Here is a 16510-nt window from a genome sequence, read left to right on the forward strand (position 1 = left end):
TTCTTATCTTGTTTCTTATTTAATTTTAGAAGGACATTGTTTGTAAATAAGTCAGATTTAAAAATAGAGAAAGCGATATGAGGAGGCTTAGCCAAATGTCTGAGCAGTATACAAAAGAAAATGGTGGTGTACTTGTAGCTGAACGAGAGTACGAGGATGTATTAACGCAACAAGAGTGTGATATTCTTGGGGAAATTGCAAATATATCATTTGGTTCAGCATCTACCATACTATCAACATTATTAAATAAACCAGTAAGTATTACGGCACCTCGTGTAGAAGCGGTAGATTTATACGATACAAGTGAAGTGGAAATCCCTCATGTTGTATTAAATATCCAATTTACAAAAGGATTGGATATGGAAAATTTACTTGTATTAAAACAAAATGTTGCCCTGGCAATCGCAGATTTAATGATGATGGGAACGGGAGAAGTAGAAGAAGGAAGAGAGTTAACAGAATTAGAACTGAGTGCAGTACAAGAGGCAATGAATCAAATGATGGGGTTTGCAGCGACATCTATGACTGAGTTCTTTCAAGAAGCAGTTGATATGTCACCACCAGCTATTAAAGTTGTGAAATTAACTGAGGAATTCGAGAAGATTACAGGTGATGAAAGTAATATCATTGTAAAAGTTGCCTTTGATTTGAAAATTGATGATCTTGTTAGTTCTAAACTTGTACAAATTATTCCACTAGAGCATGCTAAAAAAATGACTGGTAAGCTTTTAGGAGAAGTAGTTGAAGAACCTGAACAAGTAGAAGTAAGTGTTGAGCAAGAATTGAATAATGCAACCACTGTAGTAGAACGATTAACACAAGTGGAAAAGGATGTTCTTGGAGAAATTGCGAATATTTCTATCGGCTCAGCATCTACGGTTTTATCGACTTTATTAAATCAATCCGTTGTAATTAGTGTACCGAATGTAGAAACAATTAATATTCGTCATTACAATGATGTCCCTGTACCATTTGTTATTTTGAATGTCGACTTTGTAGAAGGATTACAACATGAAAATGTGTTTGTATTTTCTAAAGAAGTCGCGTTAACAATGGTAGATTTAATGATGATGGGAACAGGAGATATCGATCCAAATCAAGAGTTGACAGAATTAGAAATGAGTGGGATTAAAGAAATTATGAACCAAATGATGGGACACGCGGCAACGTCTATGTCTGAAATGTTTGGTGAAAAAATGGATATTACACCACCAACTGTTAAATTTATAACGTTAGAAGAAGAGATGCAATATATTGGCGGTGAAACGGACGAACTTGTCCAAATTACATTTAACCTTGATATTGCAAATCGTGTTCATTCAAAAATGTATCAAATTTTACCATTATCAGAAGCAAAGGCTATGGTAAGAAGGATTCTTGGGACAGAGGAAATTGAGGAAGAAACTGAAACAGTAGACAGTGAACCAGTGACAGAAAGTCCAGCAGTAGTATATGAACCGGTTATGTTACAAGAGGTAACAGAAAAAAAAACACCCTTAACATTAAATAGCCTCTTGCAAAATGTAGAGGTAGATGTAAAATTTGTATTTGGAAGTACAACCAAAACGATTCAAGATATTTTAAGTTTACATGAAAATGAAGCAATGACATTAGACGAAGATATAGATGAGCCGATCCATATACACGTTAATGGTCTATTAATGGCATATGGAGAACTCGTAAATATAGGCGGCTTCTTTGGTGTGAAGGTAACGAAAATGTTATAAAAAGAGGGATGAGCTTGAATTCCTTTCTTTTTTAATGGAAAAGGTTTGGTTGTGGAGGCATTTAAAATAGATTTATAGAGGTTTTGAATTATGAGAAGCGTGAAGTGTTTTCTGATGGGGTTGTTTGTCATTTCGCAACTTTCCATGTTCCCTGTGCCAAGTACGGCCGCGGAACCGGTAGAGATACATACTAGCACAACTGAAGAAAATGAATATGACCAAGTATTTGAAACGGAAATAGGCGAAGTTACCGTTTCGGCAGACAAGTTTCAAGTAGGAGAAACGGTGCAGATTGCTGTGAAACCAAAAAATGAGCTTGTTACAAACATAAATGGAGTTCTTCAATTGCAAAAAGAAGATCATCCATATGGACAAAGGCGAGTACTATCTTTTGTGTTTGACGAACAAACAAAGAGTTGGATTGCTTCTTATACTGTTTCGCCATACGATTTAGGCGGAAGTTGGTATATATACATGAAAAGTTTCAGTAATGAAGAAAAGTTACAAGAAGAGGAAATAAATCTTATAACAATCATTAATGAACAGCCTACTTTAGATAAAGAGCCACCTATTTTGGAACAAATTCTTATTTTGAATGAAGAAGAAATCGTTTCAGTAACAACAGGTGATTCATTTGCGGTGGAAGCAAAGGTAACGGATAGTGTTTCGAATGTACAAGAGGTACATATGTACATAGAGGGAGAAGGCGGGCATATTGTATTCCCGCTTCAAAACCTTGGGAATTCTTCTTGGACTGGTACATATGAAGTTACAGAAGCGTTACAGCCAGGTACATATGAACTTTTTGTTGAAATGAAAGATGCTGCAGGAAATGGTACCATTGTGTCTACTCGCTATAAATTGATCGTTGAACAGAAGGAAGAAGAGATAGTAGTTGTAGAACCGGATGATGAGAAAGACGCAAGTGAGGAACCATCTGAAAAAGAAAAAGTAACCGTTATAATAACCGAGCCTAAGGAGACGCAACAAGACGAGTTGGTTGCTGTCCAAAAGGATAAGGATGGACGAGTAGAAGCGAAAGAACAACAAGAGCAGAAGGAAGAGGAGACTAAGCAAGTAATTTCCGAGCAGAATGACGGAAATAAAGAAACAGAGCAAAAAAAACAACAAGAAAAAAAAGTGGAGGAAGATGGATTTAATCCTTCTTATTTATTTTCAATCGTTGCGGGCTTGTTTTTGTTGTTTGCTGCTTTAAAGCATAATAAGTCGTGGGAGTAAGTGTAAGAAAGGGAGGATGCAAAATGGAAATCAACAATATGACTACCGGAAAAAATAAGTTTGATCCCGTGAAGCATCCTCATTACTTACAAATGCAAAAACAAGAAGCAGTAGTGAGAAAAGAAAACGTCACCTTTGCTTTTCAGCATAATATCGTTACAGAAAAGAACAAACTAGGAGTTGTTTTACATCATCTTTCTAGTGTAGGTATCGCAAAAAATGTTATCACAAAAGAATTACAAACGATTGTAAAGTTATTTTCACAATTTGAAATGATGTTACAAACGAAGCAACATTCCGAGCAGATAACGAAACAGCTTCTCAATCATATACAAGTAGTGATGAAACAAGCGCAAATGGAAGATATTCCGTTATTAGATGGTACATATGATTTTATATTTGCTTCACATAAAGGGAAGGAATTTAATCTGACATTATTAGATGTGAGTCAACTCTTGCAAATGGTAGAACGTGATCCGTCTGAAGTGTATCGCGTTATATCTTTGGTTACGATGTACATAAAGGAATTAGAGCAGGAAGAGGTATGGAATAAGGATCTTTCTACTAGGCGTACTGAGAAGCATGCGGCGATGTGGAGAGCATTAGCAGAGATGTCTATGACAAAGCTAATGCAGCAATGGAAAGAGGAAGTGCAAGAACGAAAATGGTCAGCAGCATTATTTTTACTACTCATTTGGATGATTTGTATATGTATTTATGTAGGGGTTTAATCTTTTTATATTTATATTAAGATTAATCGGGGGATGAAAATGAGTGTAGTGTTCATTTTAATGAGTAACTATAAGCTATCATAGGCAATTTGAAAAGGTCATCATGTAACATGTGACCTTTTCTTTTTTCTCTATTGATTGAAGTTTTATATTTTTTCATAAAAAAATGTATCGAAACGCTGAAGATTATAGCGCTCAGGCGTTAAAATTTGTTCTGTACTTCCGACAAATAAAACGCCGCCTTTTCTTAGTGAGCGGCTAAACTTTTCATATAAGTGTGCCCTTGCTTCTTCTGTAAAATAGATCATCACATTGCGGCAAATAATAAGGTCATAATTTGTTTCGAAAGGTTTCATTAATAAGTCATGCTGTTTAAATGTGATGTTTTTCTTTATATTAGGGTTGATTGTATAAGTATCGTTATCTTTTATGAAATGCTTTGTTTTCATTGCTTCTGGTACTTCTTTTAGTGAGCGTTCATGATAGATGCCGCGTCTCGCTTTTTCTAAAATGAGCGTATCAAGGTCTGTTGCGTGAATGGTGAACTGACGTTGATACATATTTTTCTCTAAAATCATAGATAATGTATACGGTTCTTCTCCAGAAGAGCAAGCAGCACTCCACATTTTTAAATTCCCAGGATTTTGTGCGAGTAACTTCGGAAGCACTTTCGTTTCAAGTGTGTGCCAGCGCTCTTTATTGCGATAAAATTCAGAAACATTAATGGTAATATGGTCAATAAAATGTATGAAAAGAGTAGCATCTGTCTGTAACTCTTGCAAGAATGCTTTGTAATTAGAAAATCCTTTTCTTTGAATAAAAGAATCGATTCTCCGTTGCATTCTATCCTGTTTATATAGTGAAATATCGATATTGAAGCGTTGTTTAAAGTTCGTTACAAAATATTGATAATCGTGTTCTATATTCATAAGTATATAGGCACAATACTACAATATTGTGCCCCCTCCTTTTATATGCTTTACATGCGAAGTTTTTGTTCAAATGTTTCGTTTGCTTTTGTTGCTTGTGTACCAGGTAAATCATAAATAATCGCATCTTTTTGTATTTCTTTTGCGATATCAATAGGAATGATAGCTGTATGTTTATCACCGTTATAGAAGCAAATGACTAAATCCATATCTTCGACGATTTGCTTTACAAAAGACACGTATATTGAACGGTAAATTGCTGCATTTTCATGGTCGAAAGAACGGATATAAGCACCTTGTTCATAGAGAAAGGAGACAACTTTTTGAAACTCCTCAGTAAACGTATGTAACGGTTGAATCGTGTAAATAAACAAATGTGATGCTAGGTGTTCATTTTCCACAAAGAAGCGTAGTACTTCGCTTTCGATAGTTTTGTAACATAATATGTGAATTTCATGTTTGTGAGCATATTCGTGTAAGAAAGATTTTATTTCTGCCCGGTCAAATGTTGATAATTGATTAGAACCACAAAGGAAAATTTTCATAAATACGTGCCACCTCATGCTAAATTGTAACATATCTTTTATAAAAAATAACTGCAAATTCACGTTTTACAGAGTATAATTATAAATAAATAGATTTTACGATTTAAGAAATAAAAAAATGATAGGTGATAACATGCTACGTTCTGTAACTTATAATCCTGTTTTATCGCACCTTCCTCCTGCAAATCAAGTGCAAACAGAGGGAAGACAGAGAGCAGGAGTATCTTTTGAAAACCATCTACATACGGAAAATAAGCAAGACCAGTTGTTGGAACAAATGGAAATGCTTGTTGATAATATTGGAGCAATAAAAGAAAAAATTGAATTGGAAATGACACTTGATAATGTGATGGAATACAAAAGTACGGTAAAGTCATTTTTGAATTTTTATGTGGATCATTTACTTCAATATAAAGACGTTACATCACGCCATCCCCGTTATGGTTATTCACAAAAAATGACTGTTGTACAAGAAGTCGAAAATGGATTAAAAGATTTAGATGATATTTTAAATGTCATTAATACGAAAACAGGTCATTTAGAAATGCTAAATCAAATTGGTGAAATTCATGGACTGATTGTCAATTTAGTACTATAAAAAGGAGATCAACATGTACAATACAATATATGAACAGCTTCACAACATCAAAAAAATATATGAAAATATAAACATACTTGGAGATAATATTTATAAAGAATTACAACAACGAGATTTACAGGCGGTACAGCCGTTGCAGTTAGAGCAGTTACAATCTATTGAACGTGTAAAGGCTCTTGGACAATCGTTTCAGGAGACTTTGGAACAAAACTGTAGAGAAAAGGGAATTACAGATGTTCGAATAAGTTCTTTATTTTCATATTTCTCTAATGAAGAAATAGAAAAACTAAAAGAATTACAAAAGAGTGTGACAACGCTTGAGGAAAACGTAAAAATGGTACTTTCTAAAAATCAATATTACTTAAACGTACTATTAAGAACTACGGAAAGTATTGTCGATTCTGTTTCTGAATATAACATGGAGAGAAGCCATAACTCACAAGTTTTTATAAATGAGTTATTGTAAAAAAGGAGAAGTGAATAACAAATGAGATTATCCGATTATAACACACCGTTATCTGGTATGTTAGCAGCGCAGTTAGGGTTACAAGCAACACAGCAAAACCTTTCTAATGTTCATACCCCTGGCTATGTAAGGCAGCAGGTGAATTATAAATCTGTTGGTGGAACAAATGGAGGTTCTCATTGGGGACAAATTGGCTATGGTGTACAAACTGAAAATATAGAACGTGTGACAGATGAAGTAAAAACACGTCAATATAACGAACAGCTATCGCATTTAGCGTATTATTCATATTTTAGTTCCTTTATGTCTCAAGTAGAATCGGCGGTTGGGACGCCAGGAGAAAATTCATTATCTAGTTTAATGGACAATTTTTTCAATGGTTTCCGTGAAGTTGCAAAAAATCCAGAGCATCCAAACTATTATCACACACTTATTGCGGAAACGAGTAAGTTTACAAATCAAGTGAACCGAATTGCTAAGGACTTTGAAAACGCAGAGCTTACAGCAGGACGAGATATTATAGGTCATACAGATGAATTTAATCGTTTAGCAGAAAATTTGGCAGAAGCGAATCGAAAAATTGGTCAGGCGATTTCACCTATACCAAACCAATTATTAAACGAACGCGATCTTATTATTCAGGAAATGTCACAATATGCAAATATTGAGGTTGCTTACGAACATACAAATCCGGAAATTGCTTCTGTAAGGATTAGCGGTATGTTAACGGTCAGTGGTCAAGACACTTATAAATTGGATTTAGATACAAAGACAAATGAGATTCAAATCTCAGGGGTTACTGTTTCGCTGCAAGGGGGAAGTATCCTAGCCGCAATGGATGCGAAAAAAACAGTAGCTGGTTATAGAAAAGATTTTGAAATGTTAATGAGCTCCTTAAAAGATAATGTAAATACAATAACAGGTAAAGACTTTTTTGTTGGAGAGAATGCAACAAAGTTAGAATTAAATCCGGTATTTGTAAAGGACGTCTCACAAATGAAAATGTCTGTGGAAACGGCGAATAAACTTGCCGTACTGGGAGATGAGCAGTATGGAGGCAATATGACATTCAAGCAAACACTTGATAAACAACTTGTACAAGTTGCCTCAGATGCAAAGAAGGTATCTGACTTTCAAAAGATTCATGGTGATTTATTAGAAGGGATTGGACAACAAAAATCAGGAATTGAAGGCGTCAATATAGATGAAGAAATGGTAAATTTAATGACATATCAGCGATACTTTATCGCAAATTCAAAAGCGATTAATACTTTGAATGAAGTATTTGACAGCCTGTTTTCTATTATGAGATAAATCAAGCTCATAAAATGATAAAAAATTATAGATAAAATGAGAGGGGATTTTATGAGAGTATCTACGTATCAAAATGTGAGCTGGGCAAAGCGTGAGCTCATGAATTTGAATATGCAGCAACAACATTATAGGAATCAAGTTACATCTGGGAAAAAACATTTAAAGATGAGCGATGATCCACTTTCAGCAAGTAAATCATTTGCAATTGAACACTCTATATCAAATATTGGGCAAATGAAAAAAGATGTAACAGATTCACAAAATATCTTAAAGCATACGGAAAGTTCATTACAAGGCATTGCGAAAGCGTTGGATCGTACGAATCAATTAACGGTACAGGCGTTAAACGGAACAAATGGCCCTGATGAGTTAAAGGCAATTAGTACAGAAATTGATGAATTATTAAAACAAGTTGTCTATTTAGCAAATACGAAGGAAGAAGGTCGTTATTTATTTGGCGGTGAAGGTACCACACAGCCACCATTTGCAGAGGATGGTACATATCAAGGTGGAGTAGAAGATGTATACTGGACTTTAAATGATGGCTATAAAGTAAAGGCATTTCAAAATGGAGAGAGCTTATTGACGCCTACGATTCAAACATTAACAAAATTAAAAGATGCACTTCATACTGGTGATAGAGCAGCAGCAGAAGCGTTAATGGATGCAAACAAACAAAATTTTGATAATGTTTTAAATAAAGTAACAGAAGTGGGTTCAATTACAAATACATTAAGTACGTTTACAACAATTTTAAATGAACAAAATTTAGCGCTTCATGAGACGAAAAAAGAGATTGAAGATGTTGAATTATCTTCGGCAATCACTGATTTGGCTTATGCAAACGCAACGTATGAAGCGACATTAAAGGCAGTTAGTACGATGAATAAAATAAGTATGTTAGATTACATGTAAAAGAGGAGTGAATAAATATGGCTGGTTCAATTACGAATATAGGTGGTAACCAACAAATTTGGAATCTCGGTAATAATATGATCAATGTTGGGGATCTTGTTAAACTCGAAATGCAGACGTTAGAGATGAAGAAATCACCGTATTTGAGTCAAAAACAGCAATTAACTGATGAAAAAAATATTTATGCAAGCATGAAAAAAGAATTCAATAGTTTTATGCAAGTGTTTAAAGACTTTACAAAGTTTACGGGGAATGAAAAGGCAACAACAGTTTCTAAAGATGGGTTTCTAACTGCAAAAGCTGAGGGGAAAGCTATTCCTGGTACGTATGAAATTACTGTATCGCAAATTGCCCAAAGGCATCAAATTACAACCGATTCTACAAAAAAAATTAATTTAGATGATAAGATTAATAAAGATGCTAGTTTTACAATAGGTGGGGAAAAAGTAGAAGTAACAAAGGATATGACTTATAAAGATCTTATTAATAAAATTAATAACGGTGGTTACGGTGTATCTGCATATTCTTTAGGTGGACAAATATTTTTAACATCAACAACAGCAGGTAAAGGTGGACAAATTCAGCTAATTGATGGCAGTGAAGGGCTATTAAAAGAGATGGGATTTGTAAAAGATGATGGTACAACAGTTGCTCATGAAATAACAGCTGCTACAAATGCAAAATATACGATTAATGGTGTGGAAGAAGAAGGGAATTCTAACAAAATTGATTCACTTCCAGGTGTTACAATTAATCTGGAGAAAGTAACAACAGAGCCAATTAAACTAACGGTTCAGGAATCTGATGTGAAAGAGTCTATCGATTTAATTAAAAGAATGAAAGATGAATATAATAAAGCGGTATCTACTTTAGACTTGTTTGCAGGTGAAAATGGGGTTATGCAAGGATCTACCGTTTCCTTTACCATTCGTAATGCAATGACAAGTATGTTTACGTATTCTAAGGATAAAGACTTTTTATCAACATTTGGTATTCAAGTTGATAAGACTGGAATTATGACATTAGATGAAGAGAAACTAACAAATGCTTTTAAAGAAGACCCGGAAAAGGCAAAACAATTTTTCTTTGGTTTCAATGGAATTGGTTATGATATGGAAAAGAAGCTAGAGAAAATATTTGGTGATGAAGGAATCATTGGTGAACGATCTAAAAGTATTGAAAGTCAAGTAAGGAAATTAGATGATAAAATAAATGATATTGATAAACTGAATAAACAGCGACAAGGGGATATCATTGATAAATATTCAAAGTTAGAAAGTGAATTAGCTTTCTTAGATATGCAATTAAAAACAATTAAAGCAATGACAGGTCAAAAGAAAGAGGATTAAAGAGTAAGGACGTGAATGTATGCAAGCGTGGCAACGATATATGCAAAATAATATTATGACAAGTAATCCAATTAAAAATACAATTTTCGTATATGAACGATGTATTGTAGAGTTTCGGAAAGCAGAGGAGCTATTAAATAACTTTAAGTTAAGAGAAGCATCGGAAGTTCTTGATAAATTAGATCTTATCTTTGAAGAATTAAAGTTACAATTGAATCCTGATATTACAGAAGATCTGTATAATAGTTTATATAATTTATATGATTGGCTTAGTAAGCAAATTACAGAAATGAAAATAACACGTCAAGCTAAAGAAATCGATGCGATTGAGAAAGTTTTACAAGATTTAATTGATGGTTATCGCGGAGTATTGGAACATGAATAGTAGAGAGTATGAAGCGTTTGTTAGTTCTTTTAGTGAGGGTTATGAGCTAATTGTATCGGAAGAAGAATTTAAAAACAGAAGTGAGCAATTTAATAAATGGCTCGTAACGTTAGATGAACAGAAAAGGTTACAAGTTGTGGATGAGGTTACGGAACTCATTACAAAGACAGCAGAAGGAATTAAAATGAAACAAAGTGTTTTAGAAGAAATGATTTTGGTAAATGACAGTAGAATGAAAGCAAACTCTCATTATGGAAAGTATTGACGTTTAAAATAAAAGAAGAGCGATTGTATTTAAAGAATTATCACGTCGCTTTTCTTTTATTTTTATGATTCATTTTATTATTTTAAAAGATAAATATTAGGAAAATGATATAAAGTATTGAAAGATGGACTATAAAGTATTATTTTAATAAATAGATGTATATAAAAAAATAATAGAAAAACATTCAAGAAAGGGATTCGGAGCCATTTTAGAAAAAAGATGTATACGAATGAACATTGGATGGTAGAAGAGAAAGGTGTGAACCAATGCCAGATTTCACAAGTAGTGTAGGCCATTATATGAGCTACTTAGTGGCAAAACGTAATACCGTTTCTAGTAATATTGCGAATGCAAATACGCCAGGCTATAAAGCGCAAGATGTGACATTTGTTGAGCAAATGGAAAACGGCGGTAATTTGTATAAAAAAAATGAAGCGGATTTAAAAACAAATCCATCATTTTATCAAACGAGCGATATGCATTTGCCAGTAGCAAGCACAACGAATACATATGCAAAAATCCAACATAACTCACTTGCAAAAAACCAAGATGGTAATAGTGTAGATACTTCAAAAGAAATGATTGAGTTGTTAAAAACTAATCAATTATATGGTATTTCTGTACAAGCGATTAATACACAGTACGCGATTAATCAAGCAGCAAGAGGACGTTAGGAAAAGGAGAGAATATCATGTTTCATGCAATTAATGCCAGTGGTTCAGGATTAACTGCGGCAAGAAAATGGATGGAAGTTACTTCAAACAATATTGTAAATGCAAACACGACGGCAGCTCCAAATGGAGAATTATATCGCAGGCGTAGTGTAGTGTTAGGACAAAATGATGGCTTTGCAAGTATGCTACAAAATGATATACATACCGGTGTGGAAATAAAAAAAATCGAGCAAGACCCAAATGAAAATTTAGTATATGATCCTTCACACCCACATGCAAATGAAGAGGGATATGTTCGATATCCGAATGTTGATATGACAGCAGAAATGACAAATATTATGATTGCACAAAAGATGTATGAAGCAAATATGAGTGTTTTAAATGCAAACAAGAAGATGCTTGATAAAGATTTAGAAATTGGACGCGGCTAAAAGGAGAGATATAAGATGAAGATTCAACCAATATCCTATCCACAGTTATTTGAAGGGATTCAGCCAATTACTACGCAGAAACCATCTTCACAGGCTATTGAGGGTAAAAAATTTATCGAATTATTGGAAGATATGAATCAAACACAAAGTAATGCACAAAATGCAGTGTATAACTTATTAACGCATGGTGTTGGAGAGACACATGAAGTGTTAATGCAACAAAAGAAAGCAGAATCACAAATGAAAACAGCTGCTCTCGTTCGTGATAATTTAATTGAAAACTATAAACAGCTGATGAGTATGCAAATATAGATAAATGAACGGGTGTGTGTAAATGGAAAAGATAAAAAGCATTTTCCAATCGTTAAAAATGTGGCATAAGATGGTATTTGGTGCCGCGCTTTTAGCGATTGTGACGGGGATACTTTTATATTTTACCTTGCCAGATAAATATGTTGCTGTGTATCAAAATTTAAATGATACAGACAAGCAAGAAATTATTGCCGAACTATCAAAATTGGGCGTCGAATATCGGTTAGAGCAAGATGGATCCATCAGTGTTCCTACAGCTGATGCCCCATGGGTCCGAAACGAAATGACAGGAATGGGATTACCGTTTAATTCAAAGAGCGGGGAAGAGATCTTATTAGAGAGTTCATTAGGCTCTAGTGAACAAGATAAAAAAATGAAACAAATCATTGGTACGAAGAAACAACTAGAACAAGATATTGTTAGAAACTTTCCACTAGTGGAAAGCGCAAACGTACAAATCACTTTACCAGAAAAAGAAACAATTTTTGATGAAGAGAAAGCGAAAGGAACAGCGGCTGTTACAGTTGGTGTAAAGCGTGGTCAAACGTTGACAAATGACCAAGTAGTTGGTATTCAGCATATGATTAGTGCAGCGGTTCCGGGAGTAAAAGCAGAGGAAGTAAGCGTGATTGATAGTAAAAAAGGTGTGATTTCAAAAGGTGCTGATGAGGCTAGCAATAGTGGTTCTTCTTCTTATGAAAAAGAGCTTGAAATGCAGCATCAAATTGAAAATAAATTAAAGCAAGATATTGAATCAACGTTAACGACAGTTTTCCAGTTAGAGGAATTTAAAGTAAATACAAAAGTTGCTGTAAATTTTGATGAAGTTACTAAACAGTCAGAGACATATGGTAAGGAAGGTGTTCTACGTAGTAAACAAGAACAAGAAGAACGTTCTACTGCAACGGAAGGAACGCAAGAGGATCCAGCGGGGATTCAAGCAAATGGTCAGCCACCTAACTACGGTAATGGGAATAATAACAATGGTGATGCAGTCTATGACCAACAAACTGGAAATAAAATTGAAAACTATGAGATTGATAAAACAATTGAAACAGTAAAGAAGCATCCAGAGTTAACGAAAACAAATGTTGTTGTGTGGGTTGATAATAAAACGTTAGCAAAGCGTAATATTGATATCGATGCTTTTAAAGAAGCAATTGGAACAGCAGCTGGTTTACAAATTGACCAAGATGGAAACTTTACAAATGGTCAAGTCAATATTGTAACAGTTGATTTTGAAGAACCGCCTAAACGAGAGCCGGCACCGAAAGAGGAAACAGGTATTAGTTTATGGTTAATTGGTGCAATTACAGGTATTAGTTTATTAATCGGTAGTTTAATTGCATATTTTGTACTAAAGCGTAAGAAAAAGAAGCAAATGGAAGATGAGTTTGAAGAAGAAGAAATAGAAGAAGAAATAGCTGCTACGTCAGAAAATCTATTTGTGATCGAAGAGGAGTCCGATGAACCGAAAGAACCGACTCTTGATGCAGAAGTGCAAGAAGTAACAAGAGAGCATATAGAAGGAACAGCAAAAGTTATTAAAAAGTGGTTAAATGGACAATAAGGGAGGATAAACAATATGTTTGATGAGGTATCCTCTAAAGAGAAAGCTGCCATTCTTGTTCGTGTATTAGAGGAAGATGTGGCAACGAAAGTCATTGAGTATATGACAGATGAGGAAAGAGAAGTGTTGTTACGCGAAATTGCAAAATTTCGCGTGTATAAGCCAGAAACATTAGAGAATGTACTGGGACAATTTTTATATGAATTAAATGTAAAAGAATTAAATCTTGTTACGCCAGATAAAGAATACATTCGTCGAATTTTTAAAAACATGCGTGAAGAAGATTTGGAGAAGTTGTTAGAAGATCTGTGGTACAACAAAGATAATCCATTTGAGTTTCTTAACTCGCTCACTGATTTAGAGCCATTGTTAACGGTGTTAAATGATGAATCACCACAAACAATTGCAATTATCGCTTCGTATATTAAGCCACAACTTGCTTCGCAACTTATTGAAAGGCTACCAGATCATAAACGAGTGGAAACTGTACGAGGCATTGCAAAATTAGAGCAAGTTGATGCCGAACTAATTAAACAAATTGGTGACTTATTAAAAGCGAAATTAAATAACATGGCGTTTAGTGCGATTAATAAAACAGATGGATTGAAAACAATTGTAAGCATTTTAAATAACGTATCTCGTGGTGTTGAGAAGACGGTATTTGAAAAATTAGATCAACTTGACTATGAACTTTCTGAAAAAATTAAAGAAAACATGTTTGTCTTTGAAGATTTATTGCGCTTAGATGATATTGCGCTTCGCCGCGTATTAGAAGAGCTTACGGATAATGCAGTTATTGCAAAAGCATTAAAAGTTGCAAAAGAAGAAATTAAAGAGAAATTGTTCATCTGTATGTCTTCTAATCGTAAAGAAATGATTTTAGAAGAATTAGATGGTATAGGACCAATTAAAGTAACTGATGCTGAAAAAGCACAGCAGATCATTACAAGTACAGTGAAGAGATTGGAGAAAGAAGGAAGAATTGTCGTTCAAAGAGGTGATGATGATGTCCTTATTTAAGAACAGAATTCCGAAGAATTCTGTTTCTTTTTCTCATGAAACATACGAGTTGCAATTTCCAAAAGCGATCCCTGATATAACTTCTGAAGAAGCAGAAGAGTTGAAAATCGACGTGACTGAGCTTTTGCAGCAGCAACAAATGGTGCAAATGGAAATGCAGCAGCTAAGAGAAAATGAACAGCAATTACAAATGCAGTACGAAGCGTTTATGCGAGAACGTGAATTATTTGAACAACAGAAAGCAGAAGAGATAAGGGAGCTTGAACAAGAGCGAATTTTGTTAGAGCAGGAAAAGAAGAAGGCAGTATATGAATGGGGCAATCTATTGTGGGATCAATCATTTCAGCTTGCAGAAAAAATTGTGAATCAAGCGATTGATGCTCGTCAGCTTGAAGTTCTCCCTATTTTAACAGGGATTGTTCAAACATTACCAACATCGTTTGAGAAACTTATTATTACTGTGCATCCTGATACGTTTGAACAGATTGAGAAAGAGAAAGAACAAACGAAAGAATATTGGCTTTTACAGCTCGTAGAATGGAAATATGATTTTTCATTACAATTTGGTGAATTTGTATTAGAAGAAGAAAAAGAGTTTTTCCATTTCCAGTTCTTGGATATTTTTGAAAATCTTCGTAAAAGAAGAGAAGAGGAGAAAATGTTTGAGGAGCAACTAACATGAAAGAGCAATTGCGAAAAGAACATGAAAAATGGCATGCATTTATGCAAAAACCATTGTATGTAAAAGCAGGGAAAGTTCATAGTGTGCAAGAGCAGTTTTTTATTTCAAAAGGGCCAAAAGCAAAAATTGGTGATGTTTGTCTTGTTGGAGAGCATAATGTTCTTTGTGAAGTGATCGCAATCGAAAAGGAAAACAACATGTTATTACCATTTGAGCAAACAGAAAAAGTTTGCTACGGCGATGCAGTCATTTTAATGGATGAAGATGTTACAGTTCCAAGAGGGGATTATCTACTTGGAAAAGTATTAAATGCAAATGGTCAAGTGTTGAACGAACGAGAACAACATGTTCCGTTTCAAAAAATAAAGTTAGATGCACCACCAATTCATGCATTTGAACGTGAAAAGATTACGGATGTTTTTGAAACAGGTATTAAATCTATTGATTCCATGCTTACAATTGGTATGGGGCAAAAAATAGGAATCTTTGCTGGGTCAGGTGTCGGGAAATCAACTTTACTTGGTATGATTGCTAAAAATGCAAAAGCGGATATAAATGTAATCAGTTTAGTTGGTGAACGTGGACGTGAGGTAAAAGACTTTATTCATAAAGAGCTTGGGGAAGAAGGCATGAAAAAAAGCATTGTTGTTGTAGCCACTTCTGATGAGAGTCATCTCATGCAGCTTCGGGCCGCAAAACTTGCAACATCGATTGCGGAGTCTTTTCGTGATCAAGGAAAAAACGTTCTGTTAATGATGGACTCGGTAACACGATTTGCAGATGCACGTCGTAGTGTTGATATTGCGGTGAAAGAACTACCGATTGGTGGTAAAACATTATTGATGGAAAGCTATATGAAAAAGTTATTAGAGCGTTCTGGAAAGACACAACATGGTTCTATTACAGGTATTTATACAGTGCTTGTTGATGGAGATGATTTAAATGGTCCAGTACCTGATTTAGCGCGTGGTATTTTAGATGGGCATATCGTATTAAAACGTGAGCTTGCAACATTAAACCATTACCCAGCTATTTCCGTTCTAGATTCTGTTAGTCGTATTATGGAAGAAATTGTGTCGCCAGAGCATTGGCAACTTGCGAATGAAATACGAAAGACACTCTCTATTTATAAAGAAAATGAACTGTATTTCAAACTTGGAACGATACAAGAAAATAGTGAAAACGCGTATATCTTTGAATGTAAGAATAAAATAGATGGTATTCATGCGTTTTTAAAGCAAGGCCGAACAGATTATTATAAGTTTACAGATATAATAAAAACGATGGAATCTGTTGTATAAAAGGCCTCATATTTATGGGGTCTTTTGTCTTATAATTTTCATAGTTTTTGTTAGAAA

General features: G+C 34.4%; 19 protein-coding genes. 17 read left to right on the forward strand and 2 right to left on the reverse strand.

The window, feature by feature from the left end; translation table 11 throughout:
• Nucleotides 1-95: 95 nt before the first annotated feature.
• The 3 genes from BAMA_RS05315 to BAMA_RS05325 all read left to right on the forward strand — a co-directional run bounded on the left by BAMA_RS05315 (nucleotide 96) and on the right by BAMA_RS05325 (nucleotide 3697).
• Nucleotides 96-1727 (forward strand): flagellar motor switch protein, encoded by a 1632-nt coding sequence (locus tag BAMA_RS05315; RefSeq protein WP_034636856.1) that lies wholly within the window; start codon nucleotides 96-98, stop codon nucleotides 1725-1727.
• A 90-nt stretch (nucleotides 1728-1817) separates the two neighbouring features.
• Nucleotides 1818-2966 (forward strand): hypothetical protein, encoded by a 1149-nt coding sequence (locus tag BAMA_RS05320; RefSeq protein ID WP_162176054.1) that lies wholly within the window; start codon nucleotides 1818-1820, stop codon nucleotides 2964-2966.
• Nucleotides 2967-2989: 23 nt separating this feature from the next.
• On the forward strand, nucleotides 2990-3697 hold the full coding sequence (locus BAMA_RS05325) for a hypothetical protein (protein ID WP_034636858.1): 708 nt from the start codon (nucleotides 2990-2992) through the stop codon (nucleotides 3695-3697).
• A 146-nt stretch (nucleotides 3698-3843) separates the two neighbouring features.
• On the opposite strand, the gene BAMA_RS05330 is transcribed toward BAMA_RS05325, so the two are convergent.
• Nucleotides 3844-4626: a CheR family methyltransferase gene (locus BAMA_RS05330; protein WP_034636859.1), complete on the reverse strand. Its 783-nt coding sequence runs from the start codon at nucleotides 4624-4626 to the stop codon at nucleotides 3844-3846.
• A 50-nt stretch (nucleotides 4627-4676) separates the two neighbouring features.
• The gene (locus BAMA_RS05335) at nucleotides 4677-5171 is read right to left on the reverse strand and encodes a hypothetical protein (protein WP_034636861.1); all 495 of its coding nucleotides are present in this window, start codon (nucleotides 5169-5171) and stop codon (nucleotides 4677-4679) included.
• A 133-nt stretch (nucleotides 5172-5304) separates the two neighbouring features.
• Here BAMA_RS05335 and BAMA_RS05340 point away from each other — a divergent pair, with 133 nt between their 5' ends.
• From BAMA_RS05340 to BAMA_RS05405, 14 genes are all read left to right on the forward strand, one after another.
• Nucleotides 5305-5769: a YaaR family protein gene (locus tag BAMA_RS05340; protein WP_034636862.1), complete on the forward strand. Its 465-nt coding sequence runs from the start codon at nucleotides 5305-5307 to the stop codon at nucleotides 5767-5769.
• Nucleotides 5770-5782: 13 nt separating this feature from the next.
• Complete coding sequence (locus BAMA_RS05345; protein ID WP_034636864.1) at nucleotides 5783-6235, forward strand: hypothetical protein; 453 nt, start codon at nucleotides 5783-5785, stop codon at nucleotides 6233-6235.
• Between the two features lie 21 nt (nucleotides 6236-6256).
• The gene (flgK, locus tag BAMA_RS05350) at nucleotides 6257-7549 is read left to right on the forward strand and encodes a flagellar hook-associated protein FlgK (protein ID WP_034636866.1); all 1293 of its coding nucleotides are present in this window, start codon (nucleotides 6257-6259) and stop codon (nucleotides 7547-7549) included.
• Nucleotides 7550-7600: 51 nt separating this feature from the next.
• Nucleotides 7601-8464 carry a flagellar hook-associated protein 3 gene (locus BAMA_RS05355; RefSeq protein ID WP_034636869.1) on the forward strand — a complete coding sequence of 288 codons (864 nt, stop codon included), beginning with the start codon at nucleotides 7601-7603 and terminating at the stop codon, nucleotides 8462-8464.
• 17 nt (nucleotides 8465-8481) lie between these two features.
• Nucleotides 8482-9813: a flagellar hook-associated protein 2 gene (locus BAMA_RS05360; RefSeq protein ID WP_034636871.1), complete on the forward strand. Its 1332-nt coding sequence runs from the start codon at nucleotides 8482-8484 to the stop codon at nucleotides 9811-9813.
• Nucleotides 9814-9832: 19 nt separating this feature from the next.
• Complete coding sequence (locus BAMA_RS05365) at nucleotides 9833-10198, forward strand: flagellar export chaperone FliS (protein ID WP_034636873.1); 366 nt, start codon at nucleotides 9833-9835, stop codon at nucleotides 10196-10198.
• Complete coding sequence (locus tag BAMA_RS05370; RefSeq protein ID WP_034636875.1) at nucleotides 10191-10463, forward strand: hypothetical protein; 273 nt, start codon at nucleotides 10191-10193, stop codon at nucleotides 10461-10463. The genes BAMA_RS05365 and BAMA_RS05370 overlap by 8 nt, the downstream gene beginning before the upstream one ends.
• 266 nt (nucleotides 10464-10729) lie before the next feature.
• Entirely contained in the window at nucleotides 10730-11137 is a 408-nt protein-coding gene (gene flgB, locus BAMA_RS05375) for a flagellar basal body rod protein FlgB (RefSeq protein ID WP_034636877.1), read from the forward strand.
• Nucleotides 11138-11154: 17 nt separating this feature from the next.
• On the forward strand, nucleotides 11155-11568 hold the full coding sequence (gene flgC, locus BAMA_RS05380) for a flagellar basal body rod protein FlgC (protein WP_034636879.1): 414 nt from the start codon (nucleotides 11155-11157) through the stop codon (nucleotides 11566-11568).
• Nucleotides 11569-11583: 15 nt separating this feature from the next.
• A complete protein-coding gene (gene fliE, locus BAMA_RS05385; protein WP_034636881.1) occupies nucleotides 11584-11880 on the forward strand; it encodes a flagellar hook-basal body complex protein FliE in 297 nt (98 codons plus the stop codon).
• A gap of 22 nt (nucleotides 11881-11902) precedes the next feature.
• Entirely contained in the window at nucleotides 11903-13450 is a 1548-nt protein-coding gene (gene fliF / locus BAMA_RS05390) for a flagellar basal-body MS-ring/collar protein FliF (protein WP_034636882.1), read from the forward strand.
• 15 nt (nucleotides 13451-13465) lie between these two features.
• Nucleotides 13466-14470 carry a flagellar motor switch protein FliG gene (locus tag BAMA_RS05395; protein ID WP_034636885.1) on the forward strand — a complete coding sequence of 335 codons (1005 nt, stop codon included), beginning with the start codon at nucleotides 13466-13468 and terminating at the stop codon, nucleotides 14468-14470.
• Nucleotides 14457-15152, forward strand: coding sequence for a FliH/SctL family protein (locus tag BAMA_RS05400; RefSeq protein WP_034636886.1), 696 nt, complete (start codon nucleotides 14457-14459; stop codon nucleotides 15150-15152). Before BAMA_RS05395 ends, BAMA_RS05400 begins: the two co-directional genes overlap by 14 nt.
• Nucleotides 15149-16453, forward strand: a complete 1305-nt coding sequence (locus BAMA_RS05405; protein ID WP_034636889.1) for a flagellar protein export ATPase FliI — start codon at nucleotides 15149-15151, stop codon at nucleotides 16451-16453. The genes BAMA_RS05400 and BAMA_RS05405 overlap by 4 nt, the downstream gene beginning before the upstream one ends.
• Nucleotides 16454-16510 lie beyond the last annotated feature (57 nt).

This window comes from Bacillus manliponensis (assembly GCF_000712595.1).
GTDB classification, from domain to species: Bacteria; Bacillota; Bacilli; order Bacillales; family Bacillaceae_G; genus Bacillus_A; species Bacillus_A manliponensis.